At 38.4% G+C, this 25,591-nt stretch carries 24 protein-coding genes and 1 pseudogene; 2 read left to right on the forward strand and 23 right to left on the reverse strand.

The features are described from left to right. Positions 1-4: 4 nt before the first annotated feature. The 3 genes from IGI37_RS10315 to arfA form a co-directional block, all read right to left on the reverse strand. On the reverse strand, positions 5-901 hold the full coding sequence (locus IGI37_RS10315) for a carbohydrate ABC transporter permease (RefSeq protein ID WP_438761686.1): 897 nt from the start codon (positions 899-901) through the stop codon (positions 5-7). Positions 902-1,020: 119 nt separating this feature from the next. Beyond that, on the reverse strand, positions 1,021-2,289 hold the full coding sequence (locus IGI37_RS10320) for an ABC transporter substrate-binding protein (protein WP_438761689.1): 1,269 nt from the start codon (positions 2,287-2,289) through the stop codon (positions 1,021-1,023). Between the two features lie 19 nt (positions 2,290-2,308). Next, positions 2,309-3,811 (reverse strand): arabinosylfuranosidase ArfA, encoded by a 1,503-nt coding sequence (gene arfA, locus IGI37_RS10325; protein ID WP_438761691.1) that lies wholly within the window; start codon positions 3,809-3,811, stop codon positions 2,309-2,311. Between the two features lie 207 nt (positions 3,812-4,018). Here arfA and IGI37_RS10330 point away from each other — a divergent pair, with 207 nt between their 5' ends. Beyond that, on the forward strand, positions 4,019-4,909 hold the full coding sequence (locus IGI37_RS10330; RefSeq protein ID WP_438761692.1) for an ArsR/SmtB family transcription factor: 891 nt from the start codon (positions 4,019-4,021) through the stop codon (positions 4,907-4,909). A gap of 108 nt (positions 4,910-5,017) precedes the next feature. On the opposite strand, the gene IGI37_RS10335 is transcribed toward IGI37_RS10330, so the two are convergent. Beyond that, positions 5,018-5,293 (reverse strand): hypothetical protein, encoded by a 276-nt coding sequence (locus tag IGI37_RS10335; protein WP_438761694.1) that lies wholly within the window; start codon positions 5,291-5,293, stop codon positions 5,018-5,020. Between the two features lie 944 nt (positions 5,294-6,237). Between IGI37_RS10335 and IGI37_RS10340 the strand changes: the two genes are divergently transcribed. Beyond that, positions 6,238-6,942 carry a LysM peptidoglycan-binding domain-containing protein gene (locus tag IGI37_RS10340; RefSeq protein ID WP_438761695.1) on the forward strand — a complete coding sequence of 235 codons (705 nt, stop codon included), beginning with the start codon at positions 6,238-6,240 and terminating at the stop codon, positions 6,940-6,942. 52 nt (positions 6,943-6,994) lie between these two features. Here IGI37_RS10340 and IGI37_RS10345 read toward each other — a convergent pair whose 3' ends face one another. From IGI37_RS10345 to IGI37_RS10435, 19 genes and pseudogenes are all read right to left on the reverse strand, one after another. Then, positions 6,995-7,744 carry a peptidoglycan amidohydrolase family protein gene (locus IGI37_RS10345; protein WP_438761697.1) on the reverse strand — a complete coding sequence of 250 codons (750 nt, stop codon included), beginning with the start codon at positions 7,742-7,744 and terminating at the stop codon, positions 6,995-6,997. A gap of 37 nt (positions 7,745-7,781) precedes the next feature. Further along, entirely contained in the window at positions 7,782-8,183 is a 402-nt protein-coding gene (locus tag IGI37_RS10350; RefSeq protein WP_438761699.1) for a phage holin family protein, read from the reverse strand. A 189-nt stretch (positions 8,184-8,372) separates the two neighbouring features. Then, on the reverse strand, positions 8,373-10,904 hold the full coding sequence (locus IGI37_RS10355; protein WP_438761700.1) for a hypothetical protein: 2,532 nt from the start codon (positions 10,902-10,904) through the stop codon (positions 8,373-8,375). A gap of 18 nt (positions 10,905-10,922) precedes the next feature. After that, on the reverse strand, positions 10,923-13,685 hold the full coding sequence (locus tag IGI37_RS10360; RefSeq protein ID WP_438763633.1) for a phage tail spike protein: 2,763 nt from the start codon (positions 13,683-13,685) through the stop codon (positions 10,923-10,925). After that, positions 13,682-14,416, reverse strand: a complete 735-nt coding sequence (locus IGI37_RS10365; RefSeq protein WP_438761702.1) for a phage tail protein — start codon at positions 14,414-14,416, stop codon at positions 13,682-13,684. Before IGI37_RS10365 ends, IGI37_RS10360 begins: the two co-directional genes overlap by 4 nt. Then, complete coding sequence (locus tag IGI37_RS10370; protein ID WP_438761703.1) at positions 14,406-17,255, reverse strand: tape measure protein; 2,850 nt, start codon at positions 17,253-17,255, stop codon at positions 14,406-14,408. Before IGI37_RS10370 ends, IGI37_RS10365 begins: the two co-directional genes overlap by 11 nt. 214 nt (positions 17,256-17,469) lie before the next feature. Continuing rightward, on the reverse strand, positions 17,470-17,823 hold the full coding sequence (gene gpG / locus IGI37_RS10375) for a phage tail assembly chaperone G (protein WP_438761705.1): 354 nt from the start codon (positions 17,821-17,823) through the stop codon (positions 17,470-17,472). 53 nt (positions 17,824-17,876) lie between these two features. Further along, positions 17,877-18,446: pseudogene (locus tag IGI37_RS10380) on the reverse strand (major tail protein); the annotation flags it as partial. Continuing rightward, on the reverse strand, positions 18,447-18,833 hold the full coding sequence (locus IGI37_RS10385; RefSeq protein ID WP_438763634.1) for a phage tail terminator family protein: 387 nt from the start codon (positions 18,831-18,833) through the stop codon (positions 18,447-18,449). 5 nt (positions 18,834-18,838) lie between these two features. Then, positions 18,839-19,285, reverse strand: a complete 447-nt coding sequence (locus IGI37_RS10390) for an HK97 gp10 family phage protein (RefSeq protein ID WP_438761706.1) — start codon at positions 19,283-19,285, stop codon at positions 18,839-18,841. Beyond that, positions 19,278-19,646, reverse strand: a complete 369-nt coding sequence (locus tag IGI37_RS10395; RefSeq protein WP_438761708.1) for a hypothetical protein — start codon at positions 19,644-19,646, stop codon at positions 19,278-19,280. Before IGI37_RS10395 ends, IGI37_RS10390 begins: the two co-directional genes overlap by 8 nt. Next, entirely contained in the window at positions 19,646-19,987 is a 342-nt protein-coding gene (locus IGI37_RS10400; protein WP_438761710.1) for a hypothetical protein, read from the reverse strand. The genes IGI37_RS10395 and IGI37_RS10400 overlap by 1 nt, the downstream gene beginning before the upstream one ends. A gap of 11 nt (positions 19,988-19,998) precedes the next feature. Continuing rightward, on the reverse strand, positions 19,999-20,229 hold the full coding sequence (locus tag IGI37_RS10405; RefSeq protein WP_438761712.1) for a hypothetical protein: 231 nt from the start codon (positions 20,227-20,229) through the stop codon (positions 19,999-20,001). 57 nt (positions 20,230-20,286) lie between these two features. Next, the gene (locus IGI37_RS10410; protein ID WP_438761713.1) at positions 20,287-21,177 is read right to left on the reverse strand and encodes an SU10 major capsid protein; all 891 of its coding nucleotides are present in this window, start codon (positions 21,175-21,177) and stop codon (positions 20,287-20,289) included. Between the two features lie 16 nt (positions 21,178-21,193). Continuing rightward, a complete protein-coding gene (locus tag IGI37_RS10415) occupies positions 21,194-21,817 on the reverse strand; it encodes a capsid assembly scaffolding protein Gp46 family protein (RefSeq protein ID WP_438761715.1) in 624 nt (207 codons plus the stop codon). Positions 21,818-22,000: 183 nt separating this feature from the next. Continuing rightward, complete coding sequence (locus IGI37_RS10420; RefSeq protein ID WP_438761717.1) at positions 22,001-22,240, reverse strand: DUF6275 family protein; 240 nt, start codon at positions 22,238-22,240, stop codon at positions 22,001-22,003. A 67-nt stretch (positions 22,241-22,307) separates the two neighbouring features. Beyond that, positions 22,308-22,478 carry a hypothetical protein gene (locus IGI37_RS10425; protein WP_438761718.1) on the reverse strand — a complete coding sequence of 57 codons (171 nt, stop codon included), beginning with the start codon at positions 22,476-22,478 and terminating at the stop codon, positions 22,308-22,310. Continuing rightward, positions 22,471-24,138: an ADP-ribosyltransferase gene (locus tag IGI37_RS10430; protein ID WP_438761720.1), complete on the reverse strand. Its 1,668-nt coding sequence runs from the start codon at positions 24,136-24,138 to the stop codon at positions 22,471-22,473. The genes IGI37_RS10425 and IGI37_RS10430 overlap by 8 nt, the downstream gene beginning before the upstream one ends. Continuing rightward, positions 24,116-25,591 (reverse strand): phage portal protein, encoded by a 1,476-nt coding sequence (locus IGI37_RS10435; RefSeq protein WP_438761722.1) that lies wholly within the window; start codon positions 25,589-25,591, stop codon positions 24,116-24,118. Before IGI37_RS10435 ends, IGI37_RS10430 begins: the two co-directional genes overlap by 23 nt.

Below are 25,591 nucleotides of genomic sequence, written 5' to 3' on the forward strand. Positions count from 1 at the left end.
CTTCTTATTTCATTTGTTTTTCTTTATATGACATAAATAAATTAGTCGAAATCGCAATGGCAGCAATAATGATAAATAAAACAGAAGATAGCGCAGAAGCATACCCTAATTCATAAGGTGCCGTAAACCCTCTACTGTAGATATATTGAACTGCTGTTTCCGTTTTAAACTGCGGGCCCCCACCTGTTGCGACATAGACTTGGTCAAACACCTGTAAAGAACCAATCAGATTGGTTAAAATACAAAAACCAAGAGAAGGAACAATCTGTGGCAAAGTAATGTTAAAGAATTGTTGTTGTTTGGTTGCCCCATCAATTTCAGCTGATTCGTATAATGATGGAGAAATTCCTTGAATAGCCGTCAGCAAGATGGTCATCGTTACACCAAAATTTTTCCACACAGTCATGATAGCAACTGTGGGCATAGCTAACACAGGATCTCTAAAAAACTGCGGAATAGGCAAGCCTATTTGTGAAAATAAGTACGGAATCGCCCCAACATTCGGATCTAAAATCATCGAGAAGATAATAGCGATGGAAGTCAATGAACAAATAACTGGAATATAAAAAGTCGAACGGAAAAATTTGTTAAATCGAGTGTTCTTTGTCAAAGTAACAGCTGCTAACAAACCGACAACAATTTGTGTTGGAGTCTCTAGTAAGGTGAAATAGAGCGTATGAAGCAAAGAATTCATTGCTCGCTCGTCCCCGAAAATTCGCGTGAAGTTCTCTAGACCAACAAAATCCTTATTTGTAAAAAATATATTTAGATTCGTAAAACTAATCCCAAAAGTTCCAATTAATGGAACGACAATAAATAAAAGCAAAATCAAAAAGGAAGGCAATAAAAAGAGATAGGCCGCATGATTTGGCTTATTCCAATACCTAGCGATTGTTTTCAATATTTCCACCTCATTTTAATAAAATTTTGAAAGAGGATGGGACATTCAATCAAACTATTGAAGTCCCACTCTCTGCGCTTCAGAAATAATCCATAGTCTCGCGCTTGCAACTCACACACTTATTGCTGAAGTAAGTCGTTAATTGCCTTATCTGCCTCGTTCATCAACTTTTCAGCATTTTCTCCAGCTAATAATTTTTCAAGCATCGGGTTGATAATGTCATTGTTGATTGCGGATATTTTTGTAAATCCAGGCAAAAATGGTTCAGCATACTCCATTTGTTTAGACAGCTCTGTCACTATTTTATCTTGTTTTACTTCTTCATCATCTGCAACTGATTGTAGGTAAGCTGGAAACCCATTTTCTTGACTCCATTTTTTCCCAATTTCTGTTGAATTCCAATATCTCAAGAACTCATAGATTGCTTCTTTTTTACTAGGATCTGTACTAGCTGGAATGGCATAGCCGACACCATCTAAAATTGCCGATGCCCCCTTCGTTCCTTGAGGCAATGTAGTCACACCGTAATTAATCTCATTTGCCTTCAAGCCATTGTTTAACCATGGCCCATTGATCTCTATAGCTAATTGTCCAGCATTCATTAAGTTATCCATCTCTGCACCTGAAATAGATTCTGGACCCGCTTTTTCATCATGAATCATTGTTTGAATCGCTTGTAAAACTTTCAATGTTTCAGGAGAAGCAAACGCTGATTTTGTATAGTCTTCATTCACTAATTTCCCACCATTTGCCAAAATCCAATTATATAGAGGAGCGGTGCCATCTTTATTAAAAACAAACCCAGATACATTGTCTTGACTATTCGCTAATTTAGGCGCTAGTTTTGTTAATTCTTCCCACGTTTTTGGTACGGCTTCTGTATCTACACCAGCTTTTTTGAATAAATCTTTATTCCAATACATATACATACCTTGGACTTGCATAGGCACAAAATATTGTTTGTCATTAACTCGCCCTAAATTAACGGCAGTTTCTGTAAAATCGGCTTTATCCACCCCGTCAACATCCCAAAAATCATCTAATGACTGAACAGCACCGTTTTCAACATATTGAGCGAAATCAGGATAATTCAGAGCAAAAAAGTCAGGAGCAGTTTTAGATGAAATGGCTGGTGGTAACTTTTCATTCAAATTGGCCCATGTCATGATATCCATCTCAACCTTAATATTCTTGTCGTTCGTTTTATTAAAATCGTCAACAATTCCTTGTAAAATCTCACCGTCTGAAGCAGTAAAACCATTCCAAAAAGTTAGCGTTGTTGTTCCATCCTCTGACTTCCCTTCCTTTGCGCCTTTCCCCCCACAAGCGGCTAACAAGCCAATAGAAAATAGTGCCATCGAACCAACTAATAATTTTTTCAATCTCATTTTTAATTTCCTCCCATGTCTATTTTTTATTTACTGCACAACGAATCATGTTCCAAGAAAGAGGCGCTAATGAGGCTGATAATTTCTTGCTATCGCCAGCCACTTCAAAGTCATTTGAGCCTTCCGGTTTTACTTTATGATTAGCCTCCGAATTGACTTGTTTGATATCAAAGCCACTCATCTGAGAAAACTCAACCACTTTAGTAATTGAAAGATCTTCAAGCATCACCTCAAAGTCCATCACCTCTTGACTTCTATTAACTGCAAAGATGACCAACTCTTCTTGATTAAGGACTGCAATACTTTCAAGATAAGGAACTGCCTCAAAATCACAAGTGGCATAGCTCTCTGAAGTAACCACCGGTGTTAATGCTGTCCCTTTTCCATACGTAGCCACTTGCATAAACGGGTAAAAGATAGTTTGGCGATAAGCAGGACCATCTTGAGTGGTCATAATTGGCGCAATAACATTTACCAGCTGAGCTAAACAAGCAATCTTCACTCGATCACTATGCTTAAGTAGCGTAATTAACAAGCAACCTAGAAGTAACGCATCTTCAAAGTTATAGTGATCTTCTAAAATTGGTGGTGCTACTTCCCATGGAGCAATAGCCTTATCTGACTCATTGCTGTGATACCATATATTCCATTCATCAAACGATAAATTAATCTGTTTTTTACTTTTTTTCTTTGCTTTGATAGCGTCACACATGGCTACAACGCCCGAAATAAATTGATCCATATCTAATGAACGAGCCAGATAATGCGCTAAGTCATTTTCTTGATTCCCATAGTACTGATGCAAGGATAAATAATCGACTTCCTCATAAGCATGCTCTAATACAGTCAACTCCCAGCTCCCAAACGTTGGCATACTACTACTTGAGCTACCACAAAGAACGAGCTCAATCGAATCATCCACCCACCTCATTGCTTTAGCTGTTTCGGCAGCTAAACGACCATATTCATCAGCCGTTTTATGTCCAATCTGCCAAGGACCATCCATCTCATTGCCTAAACACCACGTCTTAATCCCAAACGGTTTTTTGTGCCCATTGTCTGCTCTCTTATCACTCCAATAAGTTCCTATTGGAGAATTACAATACTCAACCAAGTTTCTAGCAGAATCAATACCTTTTGTACCTAAATTAACTGCCATATTAATTTCGGTATCCGCTTTCATCGACCACTCATAAAACTCATGAATTCCAATCTGATTTGTTTCAATCGTTCGCCAAGCCAAATCTAAGCGGTGCGGTCGCTTTTCTTTAGGTCCAATTCCGTCCTCCCAGTTATACCCCGACAAAAAATTTCCTCCTGGATAGCGGACCAGTGGAACCTTCAACTCTTTGACTAGCTCTAGGACATCTTGCCTAAAGCCCTGTTCATCTGCCGTAGAATGATGAGGTTCATAAATCCCCCCGTACACCGCTCGACCCATATGCTCGATGAACGAACCATACAAACGATTATCAATCTTACCGACCTGATACTTTGAGTGAATACTTAATCTTGCTTTCATAACAGACCTCCTTTAATATTCACCCAAATAATAAACTATTTTGAAATCGCTGTCAACAATAAATATATTAATTTAAAAAGATTAAAATAGATTACAATTAACAAATTTATTAATTGTATTGCGATATAATATTGATGATTCCATTAAGTTAATAAATATGTTAATATGCAAGTAGAAGAAAAATTCTTTTTTGAAGGTGAATATATTATGCAATTAGAAATTAATAAAGAGGCCTTACCTGTTTATGAAGCCTTAGCAAGCGAAGTGCGCATCGAGATTATTCAGCTACTCTCTAAAAACAAGATGAATATCAAAGAGATTGCTCACTCTTTAGGGCTAAGTAGCGCAATCGTTACGATGCACATCAAGAAATTAGAAGCAGCAAACATCATTAAAACGGAGAAAATCGGTCAAAAGAAAATCTCTAGCCTGCGTGTTGATAAAATCATCGTCGATTTCCCTGAGAAGATTTTTAATGCGTTTGATTTTAAAGAAACTTGTATCCCTGTGGGTCATTACACCAACTACTCTGTTGAGCCCACTTGTGGTCTAGCAACAATAAATGATTTTATTGGTGAAGTCGATGAACCAAAATATTTTATGGATACACGAAGAATGGATGCTCGAATTCTTTGGTTCACTCAAGGTTTTTTGGAATATAAAACGCCTAACTTCCTGACCAAAACGGAAAAATTAGAAATGCTTGAAATATCCATGGAAATTTCTTCTGAATTCCCATTTTCTAATGATAACTGGCCTTCTGATATTACGTTCACCTTGAATGGAGTAGAGTTAGGAACGTGGACTAGTCCTGGAGATTTTGCGGACATTAGAGGAAAACTTACACCAAGCTGGTACCCAGATAATTTAAACCAATATGGTCTACTTAAAACCATCCGAATCACCAAACATCTGACAAATATGGATGGTGTCCTTCTTTCTAACATAACCATTGCTGATATTCCAAGTCATGAAGATACTTGGGAATTTAAAGTGGAAGTCAAAAAGGATGCAAAAAATGTCGGTGGTTGTACGCTATTTGGAAAAGGCTTTGGAAACTACAATCAAGATATCAAAGTAAAGGCATTTTACAGTTAACAAAAAGCACCGAAGAAAGCTTGTTTTTCAAGCTCTCTTTGATGCTTTTTATCGGAAAGTACTTTTTTCAAATACTCTTTTTAGCTTCTATGTATAAAATAATTCAAGCTAAGGATGACGATTGTAAACAACAAACGGATAAGTACATGAGAGAAAGTAACCCCCCTCTAATATAAAATGACCCTTCAACAAAGCTGAAGCAAATAAAATAATCATTCCTAGATACAAAAAACGGTAATCAGAAAAACACAGCACTGTCAGTAGAACACCCAACATATTACACAAAAAAATAACCGGATATTCAGAAATTCGAATAATTTTGATAGTTGCTAAAAACAGTAAGCAAGCATATAAAATAGAGAAACAGATAGTTATAATTTCCATAAAAAGACCCTCCTTTTTTGATATAGATATACTATTAGTTAACTACAGGTGGTGCACCACCTGTCATGATTTTTTAGGAGGTACCTATGTTTATCGGTGAATTTGTGAAAGAAATGAACACGGCAAAAGAAACCGTCCGCTATTATATTGACGAGCAGCTAATCATCCCGTAAAAAGTAGTCGCAAAATATTATTTTTTTGACAAAGAGAAAATTGCTTTTGAAAATGTTAGAGAACTTCGAAATATGGGTCTCCCTATCAGAATCATTAAGCAACTTAAAGAAAACAAACAACATTGCGGAACAAGGACATAATGGGAAGCGAATTTAACGGTTATTACAAATGAATTATCGAGAGTGGAACAAGACATAGAAAATTTGATTAAAGAACAACGCCTTAGTTACTGCTAATCGGATAAAATTTAATCGTTCAAAAGTTACTTAGAACTCATCTCAGTCACATTTCTATGTTAGGGTCCACAAGCGAATTATTAGCATAGATCATGAGACTAGCGTAAACCACAAAAAAATTCGTATATTTTACACAGATTTAATACGAAGAATATCTACGCTCATGTCACAAAGAGCCAAAAAAAACTGCTAAAATGTTTGCTAACTATGTCGGCAATTAGGCTAACCGCATTCAATTACGTATTCAAAGCAAAAAAACAGACAGTAGAAACACTGTACAAATCCCTGTACATCAGCGTTTCTACTGTCTATCTTTAAACCTCATATGGAGACGGCGGGAGTCTGCTTTACCCTTTCTTTATAACGTTCCCATCAATTTGATGTAGATTTTGATGTAGATTTCTTATTAATTGAACTTGCTGAAGTTGACTAATTTAATACTTATGAAGCAATACCGCTTTCAGTTACCACTAGCCTATACCCCATCTGTTTGTTACAATTAACCTACTAATATGTATGTGGGAGGAATAAAAATTGAAAAAAGCATTGTTGGGTATTGCATTATTATCAGCTATCGTTTTTACATCAGGATGTACCAACGGAAAGACAACATCTACAGATGCAACTAGCGACCAGTCAACAACTGAAACAACTACAGTAGAAAGCACTACTGAATCAATTGATCCAGAAGTAGCCTACCAATCTATCTTAGATGACTATAGTAAAAAAATTAAAGATGCAACTCCTGGGCTTGTCGATGAATATAATACAGAATATCCACAACAACAAGGTGGAGTTGATGCATTGGCGGAATTATCCAATGCTAAAGTGGAAAAGTTAGCAGAAATATCGAATGAGGGTATTAGTAAGATGGCTGATGTAAAGTCTGAGAGCAAAGATGGGCAATCAAGCTATGAGGAATGGTCCAAGAAATTGATGGCTGTTTATACTGAAGAGTCTCAAAAGATTGTTGAAGCTTACCAGGTATCTGCTACACCTGTTGAATCTAGTGAGCCTGTAGTCTATCAGCAAGAGGAAGAACCTCAACAGCAGCAACAAGCAGTAGAACAACCAGTTAGTCAAGCTCCGGTAGAGGAATACACTACTTTTAACAAAGGTGATGATATAAACACCATTGCAGCTAATGCAGGTATATCTGTCGAGAAGTTTTTAGAATTGAATGGATTCACTTTGGATCAATACTTTTTCTCACCAGGCGATACAATTAGAATTAAATAAAAATAAGCCAAGTACCCATATCAGGATACTTGGCTTTTAGTTTATTCAAAAATTAATAACATGGGCCCCATGACTCAGTTTTTTTGGATCCATTTGATTTACCAATGGCCACAAAACCATACTTGCCATTCGCACGCGGTTGTCTAACCCATACATAGCCACCTTTGTGCGTAAATTGGTCATATTTGACTGTCTGACCTGCTTTAAGCCATCCTAATACTTTACCGTCAACGGCTTTATCCAAAATAGCAATATTTTGATTTCCTTTGTTAGACTGGAATGTACCTTTTTCCATGTACCAGCCCACTTTATCAGGCTTCTCAGTCGGCGGCACTGTGATAGGCTTGCTAGTGTCCACGTTGTCATTACGATACACATACCATCCCATATAGTAAGGACAGACGCTAGCTTCATTATCGATAAAGACTCCGTTAAGTTGTGGGTTTTTATACGTGCAATGAATAATCTGAGTATTGTTGATAAACTCTACAACGTGTCCTGCAGCTCCACCTGAAGAACCTTTTTTTCCAAAAATGACGATATCGCCACGTTTGGCAGTCCACTCCTTATTGGATGCAATAAGCTTGTAACCATTTTGAGCTAACCACGAGTGCATTGAATCGGTATTGTATAACCACGCTGGCTTACTTGCTCCAGCCTTTTCGATTGACCGGACAATTGTTCCAGAGCAGTCGCCTGTGCCGTCAGAACCGTCTCGGGCACCGTTCATTGAGTATCTGATTTTATTTATTCGTAGCGTGTCCATATAACTAATTGATGTTTCGATTTTAATCTTTGCCATAATATCACTCCTAAATTTTATTTATAAAAAATAGCCCTCATTTCTGAGAGCTATCATCCTTATTTCCGCTTTGTAGCCGTTTAATAATTGGTTCAAACATTGCTGTAGCAATTCCTAACTTGTTTAAATTTTCTACGATACTGACCATCTCATTAAGTGTCTCCAACGCATACACACCAATAATAATGCTTACAGAAAACAAGTCGGGTAAAACTATCGTCAGTGGTATGATAGCCACTAACACAAGCAACAAGGCAAACTTTTTAAGTAAACCCGTACTCATCTTACCTGACTTAATTTCTCGATTGATATAGGCTTGAATAAACCCTGTAGCCATATCAATCGCCATCAAAATGACAATGAATCCAAGCCAAATTAATACCTTCCCATATTCGTTTTTCATCATTTCTTCCGCCCATAACAGCATTCTCATATCCATATTTCTCACTTTCCTTTTCTATTTTGACTTTAGTCAACTTATCCAAAAATCCAATACAGTAATATTCCAATAAGCACTAAATAATACAATGCAAAACCACGCCAAACATGATATTTTTGTATCTTGTCATGCCACTTCATTATTGATCACCTCACAAAAAAGAGACCCACTTTCGTGAGTCTCAAAACTTTAAGCAAACATACTTTTGATTGTAAAATATGTTGTATCAGCTGTTTTTTGATAACCTGTAGAGTCGGCCGGATGCGTTCCGTCTGTGCAATACAATTCCGTCCTAGTTTGATAGATACTTAATGGTTGCTCTTCAAAACGCATGTCCCAAATTGGATCAATATTTAAATACATTGGGTTTAAATATATCCCTTCCGATTTACGATTATCGAATTCAGTGATTAAAGCTTTAACTGTCTTAAGGATGTTGTTGCGTCTTGATTCTGTTCGATAGGCAACATTTTCAATACGACAAAGGTTCGAGGTTAAACCGATACCAAATTTTACGTTAGGATTTTTAACACGAATCTGTCCCATAATCGTATATAGATTATTAATTGTTTGTTCTGGCGATATGCCTTGATTTGCGTCGTTAATCCCAAAATTCAATAAGACAATATCAGGTATATCAATGTTGAATTTCGCAAGATAGTAGCTATAATCAAACTTTTTAGTCGACGGATTGTAAAAACTATTTGTAGCGCCGTTGTATGACTCGGAACTCATAAAATGTTCAGTTGTCCAGCCACTACGTCCTTCATGTTTGGTGTTTCCACTCCCTCTTGTACCACCCATTTCAATCGACATTACGTCAGTACTAAAACGCTCGGCTACTGCAGTGCGATATGCTTGTGCTTCTGTTGTCGACTCGCCAATTAATTGAGCTTTTTTAGTCTGACCACTTCCAGCATCTAGTCTTACAGATTTACAAACAATTTTTATGCTTTCTAATACTTCATTTTGTTTTTTTCTAATAACAGGAACTAATATATCTTTGTCCCCCATTTGTATTGGGTAACCTCCCGCTATCACATCGTTATGATCTGTTTGAGCAACATACAAATCATTGTCTGTATAGTAATTACCGTTCAAATTAATATTATCTAAATATACATAACCTGTTTTGCCCTCGACGATGGGGTATTCAGATAGTGTTATTAATTCAGCTGCTCCCTGTTGAGCTGCTGATAAAGTTATAGCGGGAAAAACCTCTTCCACAGAAAATGCATCGTAGGCACCGATATAAAATCCATCAACCGACTTGTTCCATACAACTAGATAGATTTTTTCAGCTGACGGATACATAGTCGATAAATCATCTATTGTGATTTCAAAATATTCTTCAGTCTTCAATAACCAGCTGACTATATTTTCTCCCCGTGCATACGTTGAGTCATAATTTTTAATCACTTTACCTTCGCTATCCGCTACCAATATAAATTGCTGATCAGGTAAGCTATAGATAGGAAATCGGATTAGCCCTCTTTTTGTCAGCTCAAACTCAAAAACTGACCTGTTTGATGCCGAGACAAACTCAGGCATACCTGTGGAACTATTAAAGCGAGGAATCGAATTGTTATAAGTTATTTTTGACGTAGATTCATTTTTTAAATCATAAATATCTGCTATCCTGTTTGGAACATTTCGCAACTTATCAAATGATTGGCCAGCGCCCCATTCGTGCATCGTTAAATCCTCAGATTTAATACCTCGAATAAATGCAGTTTCTTGATCTTCTATCCTAAACTCGACATAGATCTTTTTGACATTTGGATACGTCTGGTTAAGTAAATCAACGTTAATTTGATAATAGTCACCATAATCTTGAATCCACGCATAATTAAATAACCCACCATCAAAACTATGACTCCAGTATGCGAGCGACTTATTTTGACTATCTGTCAATACAAGTGATAAGCCGTGTTGCAAGTTTGATTTTGTAATCAATAAATAACCTAACTGTTTTAGATCCAGTTTTGCTAGCCAATAAAATGCTGTTTCTGTAAATATAATATCTCCATCATCTGTCACCGACTGCATATATTTTCCATCGACAATTTCGGCTACAGTTAAATAATCAACTGAATCGGATAGTTTAGATGGTGGAAGACTATTATTTACAACATTAATATCTGTTATCGCATCCTCACCCACGATAGCAACTGAACCACCTGTTATAGCATCTTTAATTTCTTGAGCCAAGTTAGACATCTTCACCTGTCCAACGCCATTTTTATCAACTTTCTCCATCTGGACATTTTCAACATCTGATTTAAATTGATTGTTTTCAGCTAGAGCTTGAACTAACGCGCTAAATTCGGCTTTTCCAACAATTCCCACTGCCTCCCCCATCAATTTCTGAACCGTGAGTTCAAACTGTTTAGTAAACGTACTCCTACCATTCTGCAAGATTTGTATACTTGCTACTACTGTGCCAGGTGTCATCATATGCTGCGGGTACTCAATGCGATAGATACTATTAGCTCTATCAATCAACGTTAACGCTGATAAATCTGTCAGTCCACTTGCTTGGTTTTGCCAGCGAAGGTTTAGTGTGAGCCCTGGTACCTCACCGATAACACCATTATTAGTTATTTGTACGGTCAATGTACGTCCCTTGTAATCACCCTGAGACACAAATTGACGTTGAATGAAACTGTCGTTAGCCTTATCAATCACTAAGTCAACGTCTCTAAATTGATTTAAATCCAAATGTTTTCAACTCCTTTATTATTTTGGCGGAATTACAATCGATGAAATATCACTTGAGCTATAATATTCTCGCTCAAGCTTTCCAGCTATCCTACCTAGTTCCGTATTCTGTTCATACGTTTGAATCTTTCCATTATCCAAACCTCTTATCACACCAGTGTGACCATAGTAGTTATCAGCATTCCAGCTGCCCACACGTCCGCCTTTTGACCAGTTTATAAGCGCACCAACAACCAACTGATCTTTTGAGGGATTCTGAATCACCTTCCATCCGACAGCCTGCCAATCGTAGGCGATTCCGATATCAGACGCTGCAGATGTGTCACCGATGACGTGACTCAAAGCGTATTGAGTTCCAGCGCCCATGCCGCAACCGCCTAAAAAACCCGAATATTCAGCAGATAAACCATAACATTCGCCGTTCCCGATACGTTGGCCGACAAGTGTTTCGAGATGTTTTAATCCGGCTTCGCCAGTTTCAGTGCTTGGTTTTAGATCTTTGAATCTGTTATACCAATAATTTGCGGCTTCAACACGCTGACCTAATTCTTCCACTCCTGCACGCTCATAGTTTTTTAGGAAAGCTAATGTAGCTGTACTTATGTCACTTGTAATTTTAAATCCAGCAACTGTGAGTGGATCAACAGCTCCAATCCATTGACCATTAAACATTGTCCATTCCAATAGCCTTGCCTGTGCTCCCATGGTTTTATAATCAGCCTTAATTCCGGCTGCAGCCATTAATCGTTGAACATATTCTCTCCCATCATAAGTGGGTGAGCCAATCAATGGATATGCTGAACCGTCCCATTGAACAATTCCATAAGCTGGGCCACCTACTTGGTCTGTGTCTGGATTCATCGTTCCGCCTGTCTCTCTACTGGCATTACCTAAAATTCCAGCAGCTGCTTGTTTAGTGTATCCGTTAGCTGTTAAAAATGCCCATAAATCCCAAGCCCATTTTTCGGTGTCAGTGGTTAGTTCGGGAGGATAACCGCCTGTTCCTGTTCCGCCACCTCCGCCAGGGCCTCCACCTTGACCAGGGATAACGGGTTTGCCATCGACGCGCAAAGTTCCTTGAATATTTAGATCGCCTAAATGTATAGATCCGCCCTTAGGAAGCATAATCAGACCTTTCCCTTCAGTCGGAGACAGCAGCACAAACTTGTCATTTCCTCTAATAACCACCGAGTTGTCTTCTATCGGCTCTGACGTCATAGCATCAGGAAATGGATTACCGATTGAATCAGTTGTTCCCATAGTCCCTATTTGTTCGCCAGTTGTGCTCCAAAACTCCATGCCTCTTTTTGTAAGCTCCATGATTTTTTTATTCTTATTCCAAGCTTGTAGAGTACCTGATACCATTCTCAAGATATCTCCCATACCATTAAATGAGGTCTCTAAAATATCCGCACGAATAAGACCTGTACGGATAAAATCAGCATTTAAAATACCGTCGATTGACCAGGCATTTAAGAAAGGACCTAGCCAACCAGTCTGAGAAAATCCGATACCTTTGTTGTTAATAGCAATCACGTCTTTGGCAGTGTCGCGAGAATCGGTATCCATGTAGTAAGTAGTGTGCGGCTTATTTTTGGGATACTGAAGCACGCTCCCGCCTTCGACTCCATTTATAAGGTTAGTCACATAATCGACAAATTCGGACATGTAGCCCTTTTTGGTTAATGTCTTAATTGTCTCTTGCAGCTCATAATTTTGTTGTTGGTAAAACGCTATACGAGCATCACCTGCAGTAATCTGTTTGTTTTTTTCGTTTAATGAATCATAAACGACACTAGTAATCTTCGTATCAATTTCAATGTCATACAAACTGTGATAAACAGAAAAAGTATCAAACAAACCGTAATTTTTTATCTTAGCGAATTCTTTTGCTTCTTCTGAGTCAGTCAATTTTTCGATTTCTAGTTCAATACTTATTTTTGGTTTGTCTGATCCAGGATTGATTGACTTGAAGTATTTACTAGCCACCTTATTAAGACTAGCTAGATCCTTCACACCTTGTTCTTCGGTAAATTGAATATGCCGCGCACGAACATCTGGATAATTCTTTACTAAGTCACTTAAAACTGGACTTCCGTAAATCCGTTTCGTTGTGCCATCACCCTCGCTTTGCAAGTCTGCATAAGGTAATACTTTGGTGGTGATTGATTCATAATCAATTTTAATTTTTAAGCCCTGTAGATCTTTGCCATAACGGACAGTACCGAGGTTGTCTCGTCCTCTACGTCTCAAGAGAGATAGTTTAAAGGGTTCTCGTTTGATTTCTCCGCCCCAGTATTGTAATAGACTCCCTTGCTCCCCAACAATACAATTGAGTACGTTTCGAGCTTCAAACGTTGTAGATGACGTGGTGGTGATGTCAGAATAAAGTTTAATATCTGACCCCTCATCCATACCGTTTGTAATTGCAGACATTGCTTCAGTACCATTGCTAGAATCTATCTTGACGTATTGTACTTCACGATTACCTAGCTTGTAGGTGCGCGATTGGGCATAGATTAGTATAGAGTTGTTAATCGTATCCTTATACGTGTTTTTAATTTCGAAAACGTGGTATTCTTCTTGATCGTTTGGCTTGGCCTTAATCTGATAGCCGTTTTCAAAATAATCAGAAAAACGACTCATCAATGGATATTCTAGTTCTAGTTCATATTTACCGTTTGCTTCCTCTGTGACATCACATCTAGTAGTGTCAGCGAGGAAGCCTAGTCCATTATGCGCAAAATCTGTTTCTCTTGGTTCGTAAATGATAGGAGTCATATTTTCGTGCACCACCTTGGTTGTATTCTGAATTCCTTCACATTTCCACTCCATCTAAATTCATTCATCCCGATTTTTAATGCAGGAAAGTTTTTGAATTTTGTTTTTTTGTCTTGTGACTCAAGAATGCCGTCAACGATCCGGTAAGATTCTTGAAACATAGAATCAATAATAATTTCGTTCCCAACATTCGTTAAATCAAACTTCTGGTCATTGATCCAAAAAGAAATATCCCCCGAACCTAAAATCTGAATCTTAGGTTTCGAAGGATACTTTTCGCTATTATTAATCTTTTTCTTGTTGCTAATCCATTGTTGTCCAACTCGCGCAGTCTTAAACGGTCGTAAGCTAACTGTAAATTCGAACGGGATTAAGTGCCCATTCTTCCTTGTCCCACTAAAAAGTGGAGGACTAGTGACAACTGCTTGATAGATATAGTGTTCATCAAAGTAACAGATAAACTCGGAATAGTTATCCATATCCAACCAAGCTCTTATTCTATCTTCCAAATTGTGAACATTTTCCAAGTCTTCTGCTTTCGCGTAACAAGAAATAGTCCACTCTACATTCTTGTAGTAAGCATAATCGACCACAAATGAATCGTTGCCCGGTCGTTCTCTTAATTCGATAACTCGACCAGCGGAGAGACGTTCTGGCCGATCACGCATGTAAGCATTAAACTCTTCGCTGTGTAATCCGTTGATTTTAAATTGACCTCTTTTAAATTCCACTGAATGCCCCTCCTTTTGGTGCGTCATCACGTTTTCGTACATCGTTAATGTATTTTACAAACTTTTGCGCCATCTGCATCATTTGTGCTTCTGGCAAGTCACCAAATGCTTGCAATTGTACATTAAACGTATCGCCTTCAACTGTGGCACTATTTAGACTATCTCTAGACAAAGTGCTATTTCTATCGTCAGAAAATGAGCCGTTTTCTTGTTGCGATTTCACTCGGATCGTTGGCAATTCAGTTGGTAAGTCAGTCATTTGAGTCACGGCATTGTTTAATGTAGATTGTTCCTCTTCAATCCCTTTAACTACACCCAACACAATGTTCTTACCAACCATGTCACGCATCCACCGCGATGGTGAGTGAATATCTAACGCATCAGTAATCCAGTCTTTAATATTGCCAGCAATATCTTTGACACCTTGCTTTAACTCATTCCATTTTTCATGGATACCGTTAATCAATCCATCGATGATATTTTTACCAACTTCAAGTAAATCAATTTCTTTCAGTTCGTCAAACGTTTTTCCAACATTATCAACCGCATCAGTAACGCTCTTTTTAAGATTATCCCAAGCGTCCTTAGCACCTTGTACAATGCCTTCCCACAGACCTTTCAAGAAATCTCCGATTGAGTTCCACGCATCGACAGTGAATTGTTTAATATTATCCCAAGTATCTGCTGCGGTTTGTATCATGTTATCCCATAATCCAGCGAAGAAATCTTTCACAGCATTCCAAGTGTCCTCAGCTGATTGTTTCATGTTTTCCCAAGTATCGACTACTGATTGCTTTAAAGCTTCCCACGAGTCAATTGCGCCCTGTTTAATACCTTCCCAAAGACCGGAGAAAAATTCTTTCACTGCATTCCATGTGTCACTTGCTATCTGAGATAATTCATTCCAAATGTTAGTGATAGACATCTTTAAACCTAGCCAAATATTTAATGCAGCCATCTTGATGTTAAGCATAAAGTTGCTAATCGTATCGGTAATAGCTTGCCAAATTTCACCTGCCGCTTCCGTGATATTATTCCAAACAGCAATCATATTGTTCTTGGCTTCTTCCCATCCCCCAGTAATCATGGATGTAACAAATAAGACAGGTGCCAATACAACGTTTTTTAAGATGGTAAATAAGCTTTTTGCAATTTTACCAAGATTCGTCCATAGATTTTTCAAGAATAATGACATGTGGGTAAAAGCATTTCGAACACCGTAAATCAAAGGCCCCACTCGGCTCATAATGCCATCAACTAAATCACTAAAAATGGAAGTAACAGTATCTACAATTCCGTTCCACGTATCTGCAAACCACTGCTTGATATTTCCCCATGTTTCTTTGACACCTTCAATCGCATTCGATGCGCCTTCTTTCAGACCGTCCCAAAAACCTGCGACACCTTCTTTCATGCCATTCCAGACATCGGCAAACCATTGTTTAGTTCCGTCCCAAGCTTCTTTAATTCCATCAACTGCGTTACTAGCACCCTCTTTAAGACCATCCCAAAGACTAGCAAAAAACTCTAATGTATTTTCCCAAGCTTTTACAGCCCATTCAGCAGCTGCAGAAAAAGCCTTCTTGATACCATCCCAAATCTTGATAACAGCTTTCCGAAAGTCCTCGTTTGTGTTCCACAGGTAGATGATATAGCCTACTAACATAACAATCGCCGATACTAAAACAGTGACCCAATTCGCTTTCATAACTGCGTTTAAAATACGTTGTGCAAGTGTCACTCCTTCTGTCGCTGTGCCCCATGCCTTGAATGCTTTTGTGATGGTACTTATCGTATTTTGAATTTTAAGAACTGCTGTAAATGTCACTAAGTAACCCGTTAGCCCCATAATTAAAGGGATGAAGGGTTCGATTTTATCGTACAAATCCTTAGCGCCTTTGATAAGCCCAGGTATTGCATCGGCAAACTTAGACAACCCTTTTTCTAGCGCAGCACCTTTTTCAGCAATGATTTCTGCAATGCTGCCAAATCCGGCATCTTGCAAGCCTTCATTAATTTTTGTAATGATATTACCAACGCCACGGACAGCTGCAGTCTTTGCATTGGCGATTCCTGTTTTAATTCCATCAGTGGAATCTTTAGCAATTTTTTCTAGGGATTTAAGACCGCCACCGCCGTTTTTATTCATGTCCATCAGCTTTTGAGTGAAATCCTTAACAGTTAACTCACCACTACCAAACGCTTCTTTCATGGCGGACATGCTCGTACCTGATTCTTTGGCCATAGCATTTAATACTGGTGTTAATCCTGAATTTCTTAATGAGTTCCACGTTTGAGCGTCAAGTGGACCGTCCATAGGCAGTTGTGATAACTGCATAATTGCATTATCCACCATTTCAGTTGTTCCGCCGAACCCAAGGATTGCGTTGTTTAACCCGGAGAATACTTTTTGACCTAAATCAATATCGTCGTAAGTAGCAGTTAAAGCGGTCATACCTCGAACCGCCGTATCTAACGGTGTAGGTAGTCCAGCAATGGACTTCTGTAGATTCTTCATGGCTTTTTTTGTTTCCGTAGTCTGGAAGCCCATATTTTCAAATACTCGATTTGAGTTTTTAAGCGTGTCTACACGACTAATTGCGCCATCTAAATTACTGGAAATTATGCCAATTCCTGATGAAATAATTTTACTTGCTCCACTGGCTAAAAAATTACCGACAAACGATGTCCAAATACTGCCTAGGGAGCGACCGCCTCGTCTACTAGTATTGTCTACCTGACCATCAAACTTGTTCAGTTTTTTTACAGCCCCATCTAAGCCAGCAGAAAATCCCGACTCATCAAGTATCATCTTCAATACTAAATCTTCATTGTTCAAAGCGTCACCCCCTAAAACATTGTATTTTCATCAAGATATTTCAAATCGTTGAATTCTTTGACTGCATCACGAAAGGCCAATAGCTTCATCAATTCGCCCATATCCGTAGCTTCTATCTCGTTAAAAGTCCAACCGTTTTCTAACAGTTGGACTTTTAACTCAGCTTCTCGATAGAGAGGTGTTTCGGCTATCCGTGGATGATAAAGAAGGTCTGTTACTTTTTTTTCTGTTCGGCATAGATTGCATCGTAACCTTGAGTGACAGAACCTAATAACTGACCGGTCATTTTTAAAATTTCACGAGCGTCCATGCCGTCTAAAAATTCTTGACCAGTGAATTGACCTTCGAAAATTACGTCAGCGATAAAGTCATAGCATTTACGTAAGACTGGCCGGATTTCTTCCATTTCATTCGTTTGAGTGGATTCTTCTAGTTCACCCTGAAGCTGAATCGCGTCTTCCATAACAGAACCTGGTAACATTTCGGCAGACTTGAACTGTTTCTTTTGATACTTACCTTCATCGTTTTTAAAATTTAATTTGATTGTTGTTTGTAATTTGCTAGCCATTATTATTCTCCTTTGTCTGCTTTAGTTTTTAATTTAGCCGGTGTAAAATCAGCTGGTTTAGTTACAGTTTTAAACCAATTTTCAATAACTTCTGGATCCACATTCTCATCGTCAGAATCCACAGACCACATATAACCAACCCCTGGAATATCAACGAAATTTCCGGTCCATTCGGGATGTGTAAAGGAAACAGTTGAACCTTCCAATGTTGTAGATTCATCAGCTGACAAACTGAACTGTCCCTTGTAAAAAATCGTATAACGATGATGCCCATTAGATTTCATTCGACGGTATGCAAAAGCTCCATCTGGTGCAATGTCATCAGCAGAACGTAGAACACCGCCACCTACTATTTTAGAGCCTGTCAATTCCGCAAGAATCTTATTTGCGTACCCGTTAGTAGTTAACGAGATTTCAGCACCACCGAACGCAGTGAACTGGTCTTGGATAGTTCCATCTCCATAGTCGGGTGTCGTCTCGTAATTAAGTGTTGGGTTAATACTGACAGCTGTTCCGATTGTTACAGCTGGTCCATAGGTTGGGAAATCTCCCGTTTCATCCGTCAATGGAAACCATGTTGGCTTTTCCACGGAAATAATTCCTACTTTACTTTTCTTTGCCATTTAAATTTCACTCCATTCAATTTTTTGAGGGAATGCGACATTAAAACTAATGTGTGGCACACCGTCAGATTCATAAGCTAGATAATTGTCGGGAAACACTTGATTCCCATCAATATTCAGCACATTAAAAAAAGACCCACATTGTGCTATGAGGTCTTCAATCATTTGTTTTGATTCAGTTGTTTCTTTATTGTCAATAAACGCAACATCAACCAGATACACTTTGTTTTGGACATTTAAACCTACGTTATCCGTTCCGCCTTCGTCAACTGACAAGACAAGATAAAAAGGTTTTGACGACTGCATAACAGAATCTAAATAGATAGTCGCGTCCGCTTTGATTGCTTTTAAAGTGGATGTAATCACCTTAATAATTCGAGCCTTGATAAGCATCACCCCTTCTTAGCAATAACGATAGCCATCTGCTTAAATCGACGTGGAATGTAGGTCATGTGAGCTAAGTTTTGAGCTTTTTGGAGCATGAACTTACCTTTTACGAAACCATTTGTTTTTCTCGTTAGTTTGAATCTTCCTAGTTTTACAACAGTTTTGCTTTTTCTGGTCCTGTGTCCATCATTTACATATTTGAAATACGGCTCATTGTTAATCAAGGCGCCGACTATACGACCACTTGATAATCTACGTGCTTTTACGATTCGATACCCACGTCTTAAATCGCCCGATTTGACAGGAGTTAACGGAACAATAAGCTCCATTATTTTACCTAACGAATCGTTAACCATAGCCGTTCCTTCCCGTTCTGCTACTGGTGTCCACTTCTTCAAGTTAGCGATAACTTTGTCAGCGTTTGAACTCATGCTGTATCCTTGTTTAGCCATCTATTTCACTTCCTATCAGTCCAATTTCTGTGTGGCTAGGATAAAAGAAAGGTTTTTTAGCAAACAATACTAGAACATGCCCAGTCGACTGAGTAATAGTTAATCTATCGCCCTTAATTACATCAATGCCTGGAGCCATGAAAAGCTTCTGTTCCTCTTGCGTCACATTGACCACATTTGTATGCTCAACCACTGCAAGTCCACTTTGGCTGCCTTGTGATAGGCCACACGGCAATGGTGAATCGTATACTAGTTGATAGGTTTGTTCCGTTAGCCCTGTTTCATCATTTTCGACATCCATTAACCGCTCAATAACACAAGTGTCGAGATAGGTACTTGCTAACACATCTGCTTCGTTCATCAGAAAAATTCAACTCCCCCACAACCAATAATCCGCCTGATTAAATCGTCATAGCCCGATAATAACCCTTGAATCTGTTGGCTATTAGTTGAGTAGTTAATAGTCGTATCTCCACGCCTTACGGATGAGATAGTTTTTTCTAGCTCATTATGCATAGTTTGATACAAAACCTCTGTAATCACTCCTTGGAGCTTTTCCCATGGAATTATATTGCCACACGAATTGTACGACTCAATTTCAACGATAATCAGCTCAAGAATTGTGCTCAAACGTTCCTCATTGGCTGTTGGCAGCTGTTTTTTTAGCGATTGAATGATTGCTTGCTTGATTTCATCACTCATAAGAAAGCACCTTAATCTTCAAGCAAAAATACATCTTGAGCAGCATCCAAAATAGCAATCGCCTTTGTATCTGTTTTATCAACAAACAACCGACCTTTTTCATTGACCGTAATCAGTTTCCGAGTATCTGGGTGAACGAAACCAACAAAGTTTTTCCCTTTCACCGTTCGATACTCCAATTTTGTTACTTCTTCAGTTGTTTCTTCAGTAGTTACCACTACTTCTTCTTTTGCTTTAGCCATTATGATTTCCTCCTGAAATTTTGTAATAAGAAAAGAGATAGCTGTTAAACTATCTCTTTAAACTGTTTTCCGTTTTAAAATTGAACCTGAATTTGAAGCTGTGTACTCGATAGTATACTCACCCACAATACCAATACGGCGCGAGTCCGTCGTTTTGGCCAATTCCTCAGCTCTCCATTCGCGTAATGAGCGTAATTTCACGTAGATTGGATCTAAGAAAATCATTGTCCCGTTTGGTAAACTAGGCTCAATCAATGCAATACCGCTTCCGTAGTTGGATACAATTTTTCCGACTTGTAAACCAAAAGCCACTGTATCACCAAAGCTAAATACCTTTGTTCCAGCTTTATCGATTTCGTCTGTCATGGAATCAACCATATCCGTTGACGTTAATACCAATTTTTCTCCTGCATAGCCTTTGTCATAAATGACTTTAAACGCTTGGTCTACATCTTTACGAGTAACTGCATCGACTGCTGCAGTCGTTACTACGTTACCTGCATTGATTAAATTTAGAATACCATTTGTTTTACGACCCACAGAACCATTTTCCTCTGCTTTGACACCTGTAATTAGTTTGCGATTTAGATCAAGCTTCATCTCCTGCGCGCGTAACATTACTTGGTTGGTTAGCTCATTCCCTACACCATCGACATTGATAGAGTCTAACGTTCCAGAAACAGATGTTGATTTACGGAAAATTTCCGTTAAGTTAGAGTACCAAATACGACCAGATTCGGCATCCGAATATTCTCCACCTTCAAGTTGTTCGGACGAATCATCTTCATTGATTTGGTACTCTCTCCACTTGATTTCAGTTGATTTAGCGGCTTCCGTTTTACCTGTTCCCAATAACCAAGATAAGAACGGCGTACTTTGGATATTTTCTGCATTAATGATCGGCGAGATATCCAAATATTCTAAATTATTTGTGCTTGTTTTTTTCATGTTTAAAATTCCTCCGTTATTGTCCCATCAATTGGCTTAAACCAGCTGCTAGCTGTTCTCTGCCATTTTTAACAGGTTCATTATTTTGTTGTTGCGGTTGATTCTTGTTGCCAAATGCACTACTCATTTCAATGTTTTTGAGTTCATCTGAATGTTTCTCGCTGATTGTCCCCAAAACATTTGTGAAGGCTTCTACGGCATTTTTAGTAAACTCTGTATCTGCGCTAACTAAATTGTTTAGCATGAACTGAGATACCGATTCACTTAAATCATCACTAAGTTTTAGCCCAGCTATCTGTTCAGCAACAAATGCTTTGTTTTCGCTAGTGACACGCAAATTCTTTTCCGCTTCAAAGTCAGCTTGCAACTTTTCAAGTGCTACTTGCTCAGGTGACTTGTTCTTCTTTGACGCTTCATAATCCTTGATGGTATCCTGTTTGATTTTATCGAGATTATTTTTCTGCCACGATTCTATTGACTTGTCGGAAAAAGCTTGTCTTTCAGCCTGTATGAATTTCTGTGCTTCTTCGTTTGATTCAACAAATGTCTTAAAATCATCAAAAGAAAATTTTGGTTGTTCGTTACCGTCTCCGCCTTCAGCAAACATTTGTAAATTCATTGGTAATAATTGTTTTTTCATTGTCTTGCTCCTTCCGCCCCACGATTCGCATTGCGCCCCGCATTGCATAAGTTTTTTTGTATGCGCCCCACCATTCTGTTAAGCCCAGCATTGCGCTAGTTTAACGTCATTTCGGACAAAATAAAAAGACCTAGTAAATACCTAAGTCTTCTGCTTCCCAGTATTCTTCGTGATCTTCGTCCATTATTGAACATCTACTTTCAAACACTCATTTGATTCTTTGGCGTAAGTATCTACGTAGATTTCTCCTTTATCACCGTTATGAGTGATCTCATACAACGGTGCACCTTTAATTGTAGCGCTCAAAATAGCTTTGTTGTTTTGCAAAGTCTTACATGACCAAACAATGAAAATGTCGTCTCGCTCAAAACCTTTTGATTCTAAAATATCCTTGCATTTGTCTGTAAATTTGTTGTTATCCATTTCTTTTAGTCCTCCTTAATTTTAGGTACAAAAATAGCACTCAATCACTGCTTAAAATGATTGGGTGCTATTTTACTTGATTCCTTTTTTCTAACTCTTTTAATACTGCATCCTGTTCATCGGAAGAAAGCCAGGTAAATCTGAGTTTAGCAAGCTCTTCGTCTGTCATAGACTTAGGATTGATTTTAGGAACATCAGCTAATCCAACATCATCAATTAATTCAAATGGTTTACTCATCTTGCTCAGCTCCTTTCACCATTACTTCAATAACTATTTTTTTCTTTTTATCTATGGTATCCATCTTCGCACTGATTATCTCATATTTATTGCCTTTTTGCAAAATCAATTCACTTTCATGGATATTATCTGTAGCATAAATATTCGTCCCTTTAGGCACTCTAATTTCTATTTTAATGGGATATGAACGGAAGACGTTTTTTGCTGGAATAACGCTAGTAGACAAGAAACCTTTATCCACGAATTCTACTTTATTATTGTTCATAAATTCAATTAATTCAGAAATAGCTTTAACTTTTGAATTAGTCCAATTTTCTGCGATTTCTGATAACCAAGGCATTCCTACCCATCTATCAACCTTTATGTCTTGATTTAATACATTTTTACTTATTACACGACTCAAAGCTTCGATGGTTTTAATAGATTCGGAAGTTAAATTTGATAAATCATCTTTTCTTAACGCTTGATTAATCATGAAACTATTCGCGGTTTGTATATACCCTTCCCTGTCTCTACGAAGACGTCCATCAATAGCATACTGCTCTTCATCACTAGCCTTATTATGCTTGTTTATAAATTCCAGGTAATTATCCGGGTTGATATAATCGAATTTTCTACGCTTTGATAAGTCTATCCCAAATTCATTTTTCGCGAAGTCGTTTAATAGATCCCCAAACATTTCTTCGTATAGTTCATCTATGCTTTCATCTAACTCCGGCATTTTAGGAATCACAGTACAACGACAACGACCATGATACGGTGGGTACCAACCATCCTTTATGAGTTTGCCATGCCTTCCACTTTGTTGGCCACATACGGAACAAACTCGCTCATCTTCTGCTGACCAACTCATCCTATCTTTTAAACCGGCGTCATCCAATGATCTATTAATACCGGCCACAGCAAAATGAGCGTATTCCGTTCGCACGAGATTTTCAATTGCCCTGTTAAATTTACCTTCTTCGAGCTTAAACATGTCGGAGATATCACTATCGCCACGCATGCTTTTAAGAGCTTCCAACACGCCTTCACCGCTTGCTACTGCATTGACGATAGATTGGCTCAAATTCTGCTCCAAGCGTGACACATTGCCCCACAAACGACTAGAAAACGTCCGACCACTCCAGGGATAGTTCAACATGGTTTCTAAATCTGTTTTTGGTAACCTGGAATAATCTCCCGTCCCTAGAATTATGCCCAGGGCTCTTGAATTTGAAGCGTATAGTCTGTTGACCATTTTCTCAAGACCGTCATTAAACTTTTCTTCGATATTTTCGTTTTGAATTTCTGCAGCCAGGATAGAAAAAATATCCCCACGCATTTGCAATAATCGGTTAACTTTCGCATAATCATAGCTCGGAAAAAACTCATCAATGAATTCTTGATATTTCTCATCTGAACTCATTAGTTCTTTGTAATGTTCATCAAGGTACTTTCTATATTTCTCTTGATCTCGCCGATTAGCGTCAGAAAGAAGCTCGTCTTGAGTTATGTTATGTAGGTCAGATTGCCCTAGCAACATCTCTTCAATACGTTTCAACGCATTAGGAAAAGTCATTGTGAGTTGCTTAATGGTTTGTTGCTCCATTTCCAACCGAGCCTTGTCCTCTAACTCTCGACGGCGCTCCCAGTATTGCTCACTTGGTGTCTGTTTGGTCATTGTCCCCACCGCCTAATTTTCCGTATTCGCTATCAGGGTATTGCTGACTACTTTCGGCGTCCATCATCTCGTTTTCGTAGTCGACATCAGTCACGAATGGAATCTGACTTTGAATCGTCCGTTTAGATACGTACGGAGCTAGTTTTGGCAACGAATCAGCTAGGTAGCTCAAATCTGTTGGTAATGAGCGTGTGAACGTGTAGATTAACTTGCTAGTGTCCAAGTCCACTTTATCGATTTGTTTCATGAAAGCAGCAACCGTATCAGAACATTCTTTCAAGCCTTCAGTAAAATATTGCTCTTTCGTATTCGTCTTGGCTTCAAGTGTTATGATTTGCCACTTTCTAGCTTCACCCGAACTGTTTGATTTAAACACCTCATCGTTAAAATCGATTGCTTTACAGATAGTGTAAAATTGTTTTTTTAGTAAGTCGATGTGATACTCGTTAAAATCTTTAAGCAAGTCTTTAGTAACGTACTCAGCTTTAGCATTAGGATCCTTTAGGTTGATAATCCCCAACGATTCCATCATACTTTTAGCTTCCTTTTCATTCATCGACGTTCCCGTGATAAGCATGTACGCTAATTTGAACTGTTCAACTTCATTCTGCTGATCTGATAAGGTGCGGTCTATTGCGTCGCTTATTTCCTCCGCTACCTCAAAATCACAGTAGCGGTTTGTGTTGTTCTTGAACTCGGACAAATAGATAATGTTTAAAGGATTTACTACAGCCCCCATGTTCTTGAATGCAGGGCTGATACTGGAAATATTTGAATCAACATACTGGTTATAAGTAGTGATTTCTTTATCTGTCACTAACACCAATTCATCATAATACTTTTTCATATATGGATCATATTTTTCCTTGATATAGATAGCGCCGTTCTCATACTTCTCAGCTCGCCATGGTTCAATATTGGAAGCCCACAGTTCCCATTCTTTGTCCGCTATCTGCTTGGGCTCAATCAGCCTAAATGCTACACCGCAAGCGCCTTGATATGTGGCAGTATCGGTGTTTAGCATATTAAAACGCATGTCCTCAACTTTTTGGCTGAAAGATTCGAACTCTTCGGGTGTTGTAGGACTGTCAATCTGATTACCTAAAAATTTATCTTTCATCTTCTGTAACAAATTACGTTTCTGCGTAGACACGTCGTAATCTAACTTGACAGGCTTGCCAATAAAATGGTTAACAGCCTGGTCGACAACAATGTTAAACATACCTGCGTGAATCTTATTGTTTACTTTGATGATTTTTGTGTTTGGTTTTGGGCGACTATCTATTTCGTTTTTCTCGCTCGTGTACGCTAGGTACTTTCGTTCTCTGTCATCAAAAAAAGGCTTCATGTCTGACATAAAACCGTTTGGGTCGAATTCGCCAACCTCAATCTGAGTAGCGTATTTAGTTCGTATTCGTTTGTAATTTTTTAATGATAAATTTGATTGAAACAA

The organism is Enterococcus sp. AZ194 (assembly GCF_051713825.1).
In the GTDB taxonomy this organism is placed as follows: Bacteria; Bacillota; Bacilli; order Lactobacillales; family Enterococcaceae; genus Enterococcus_K.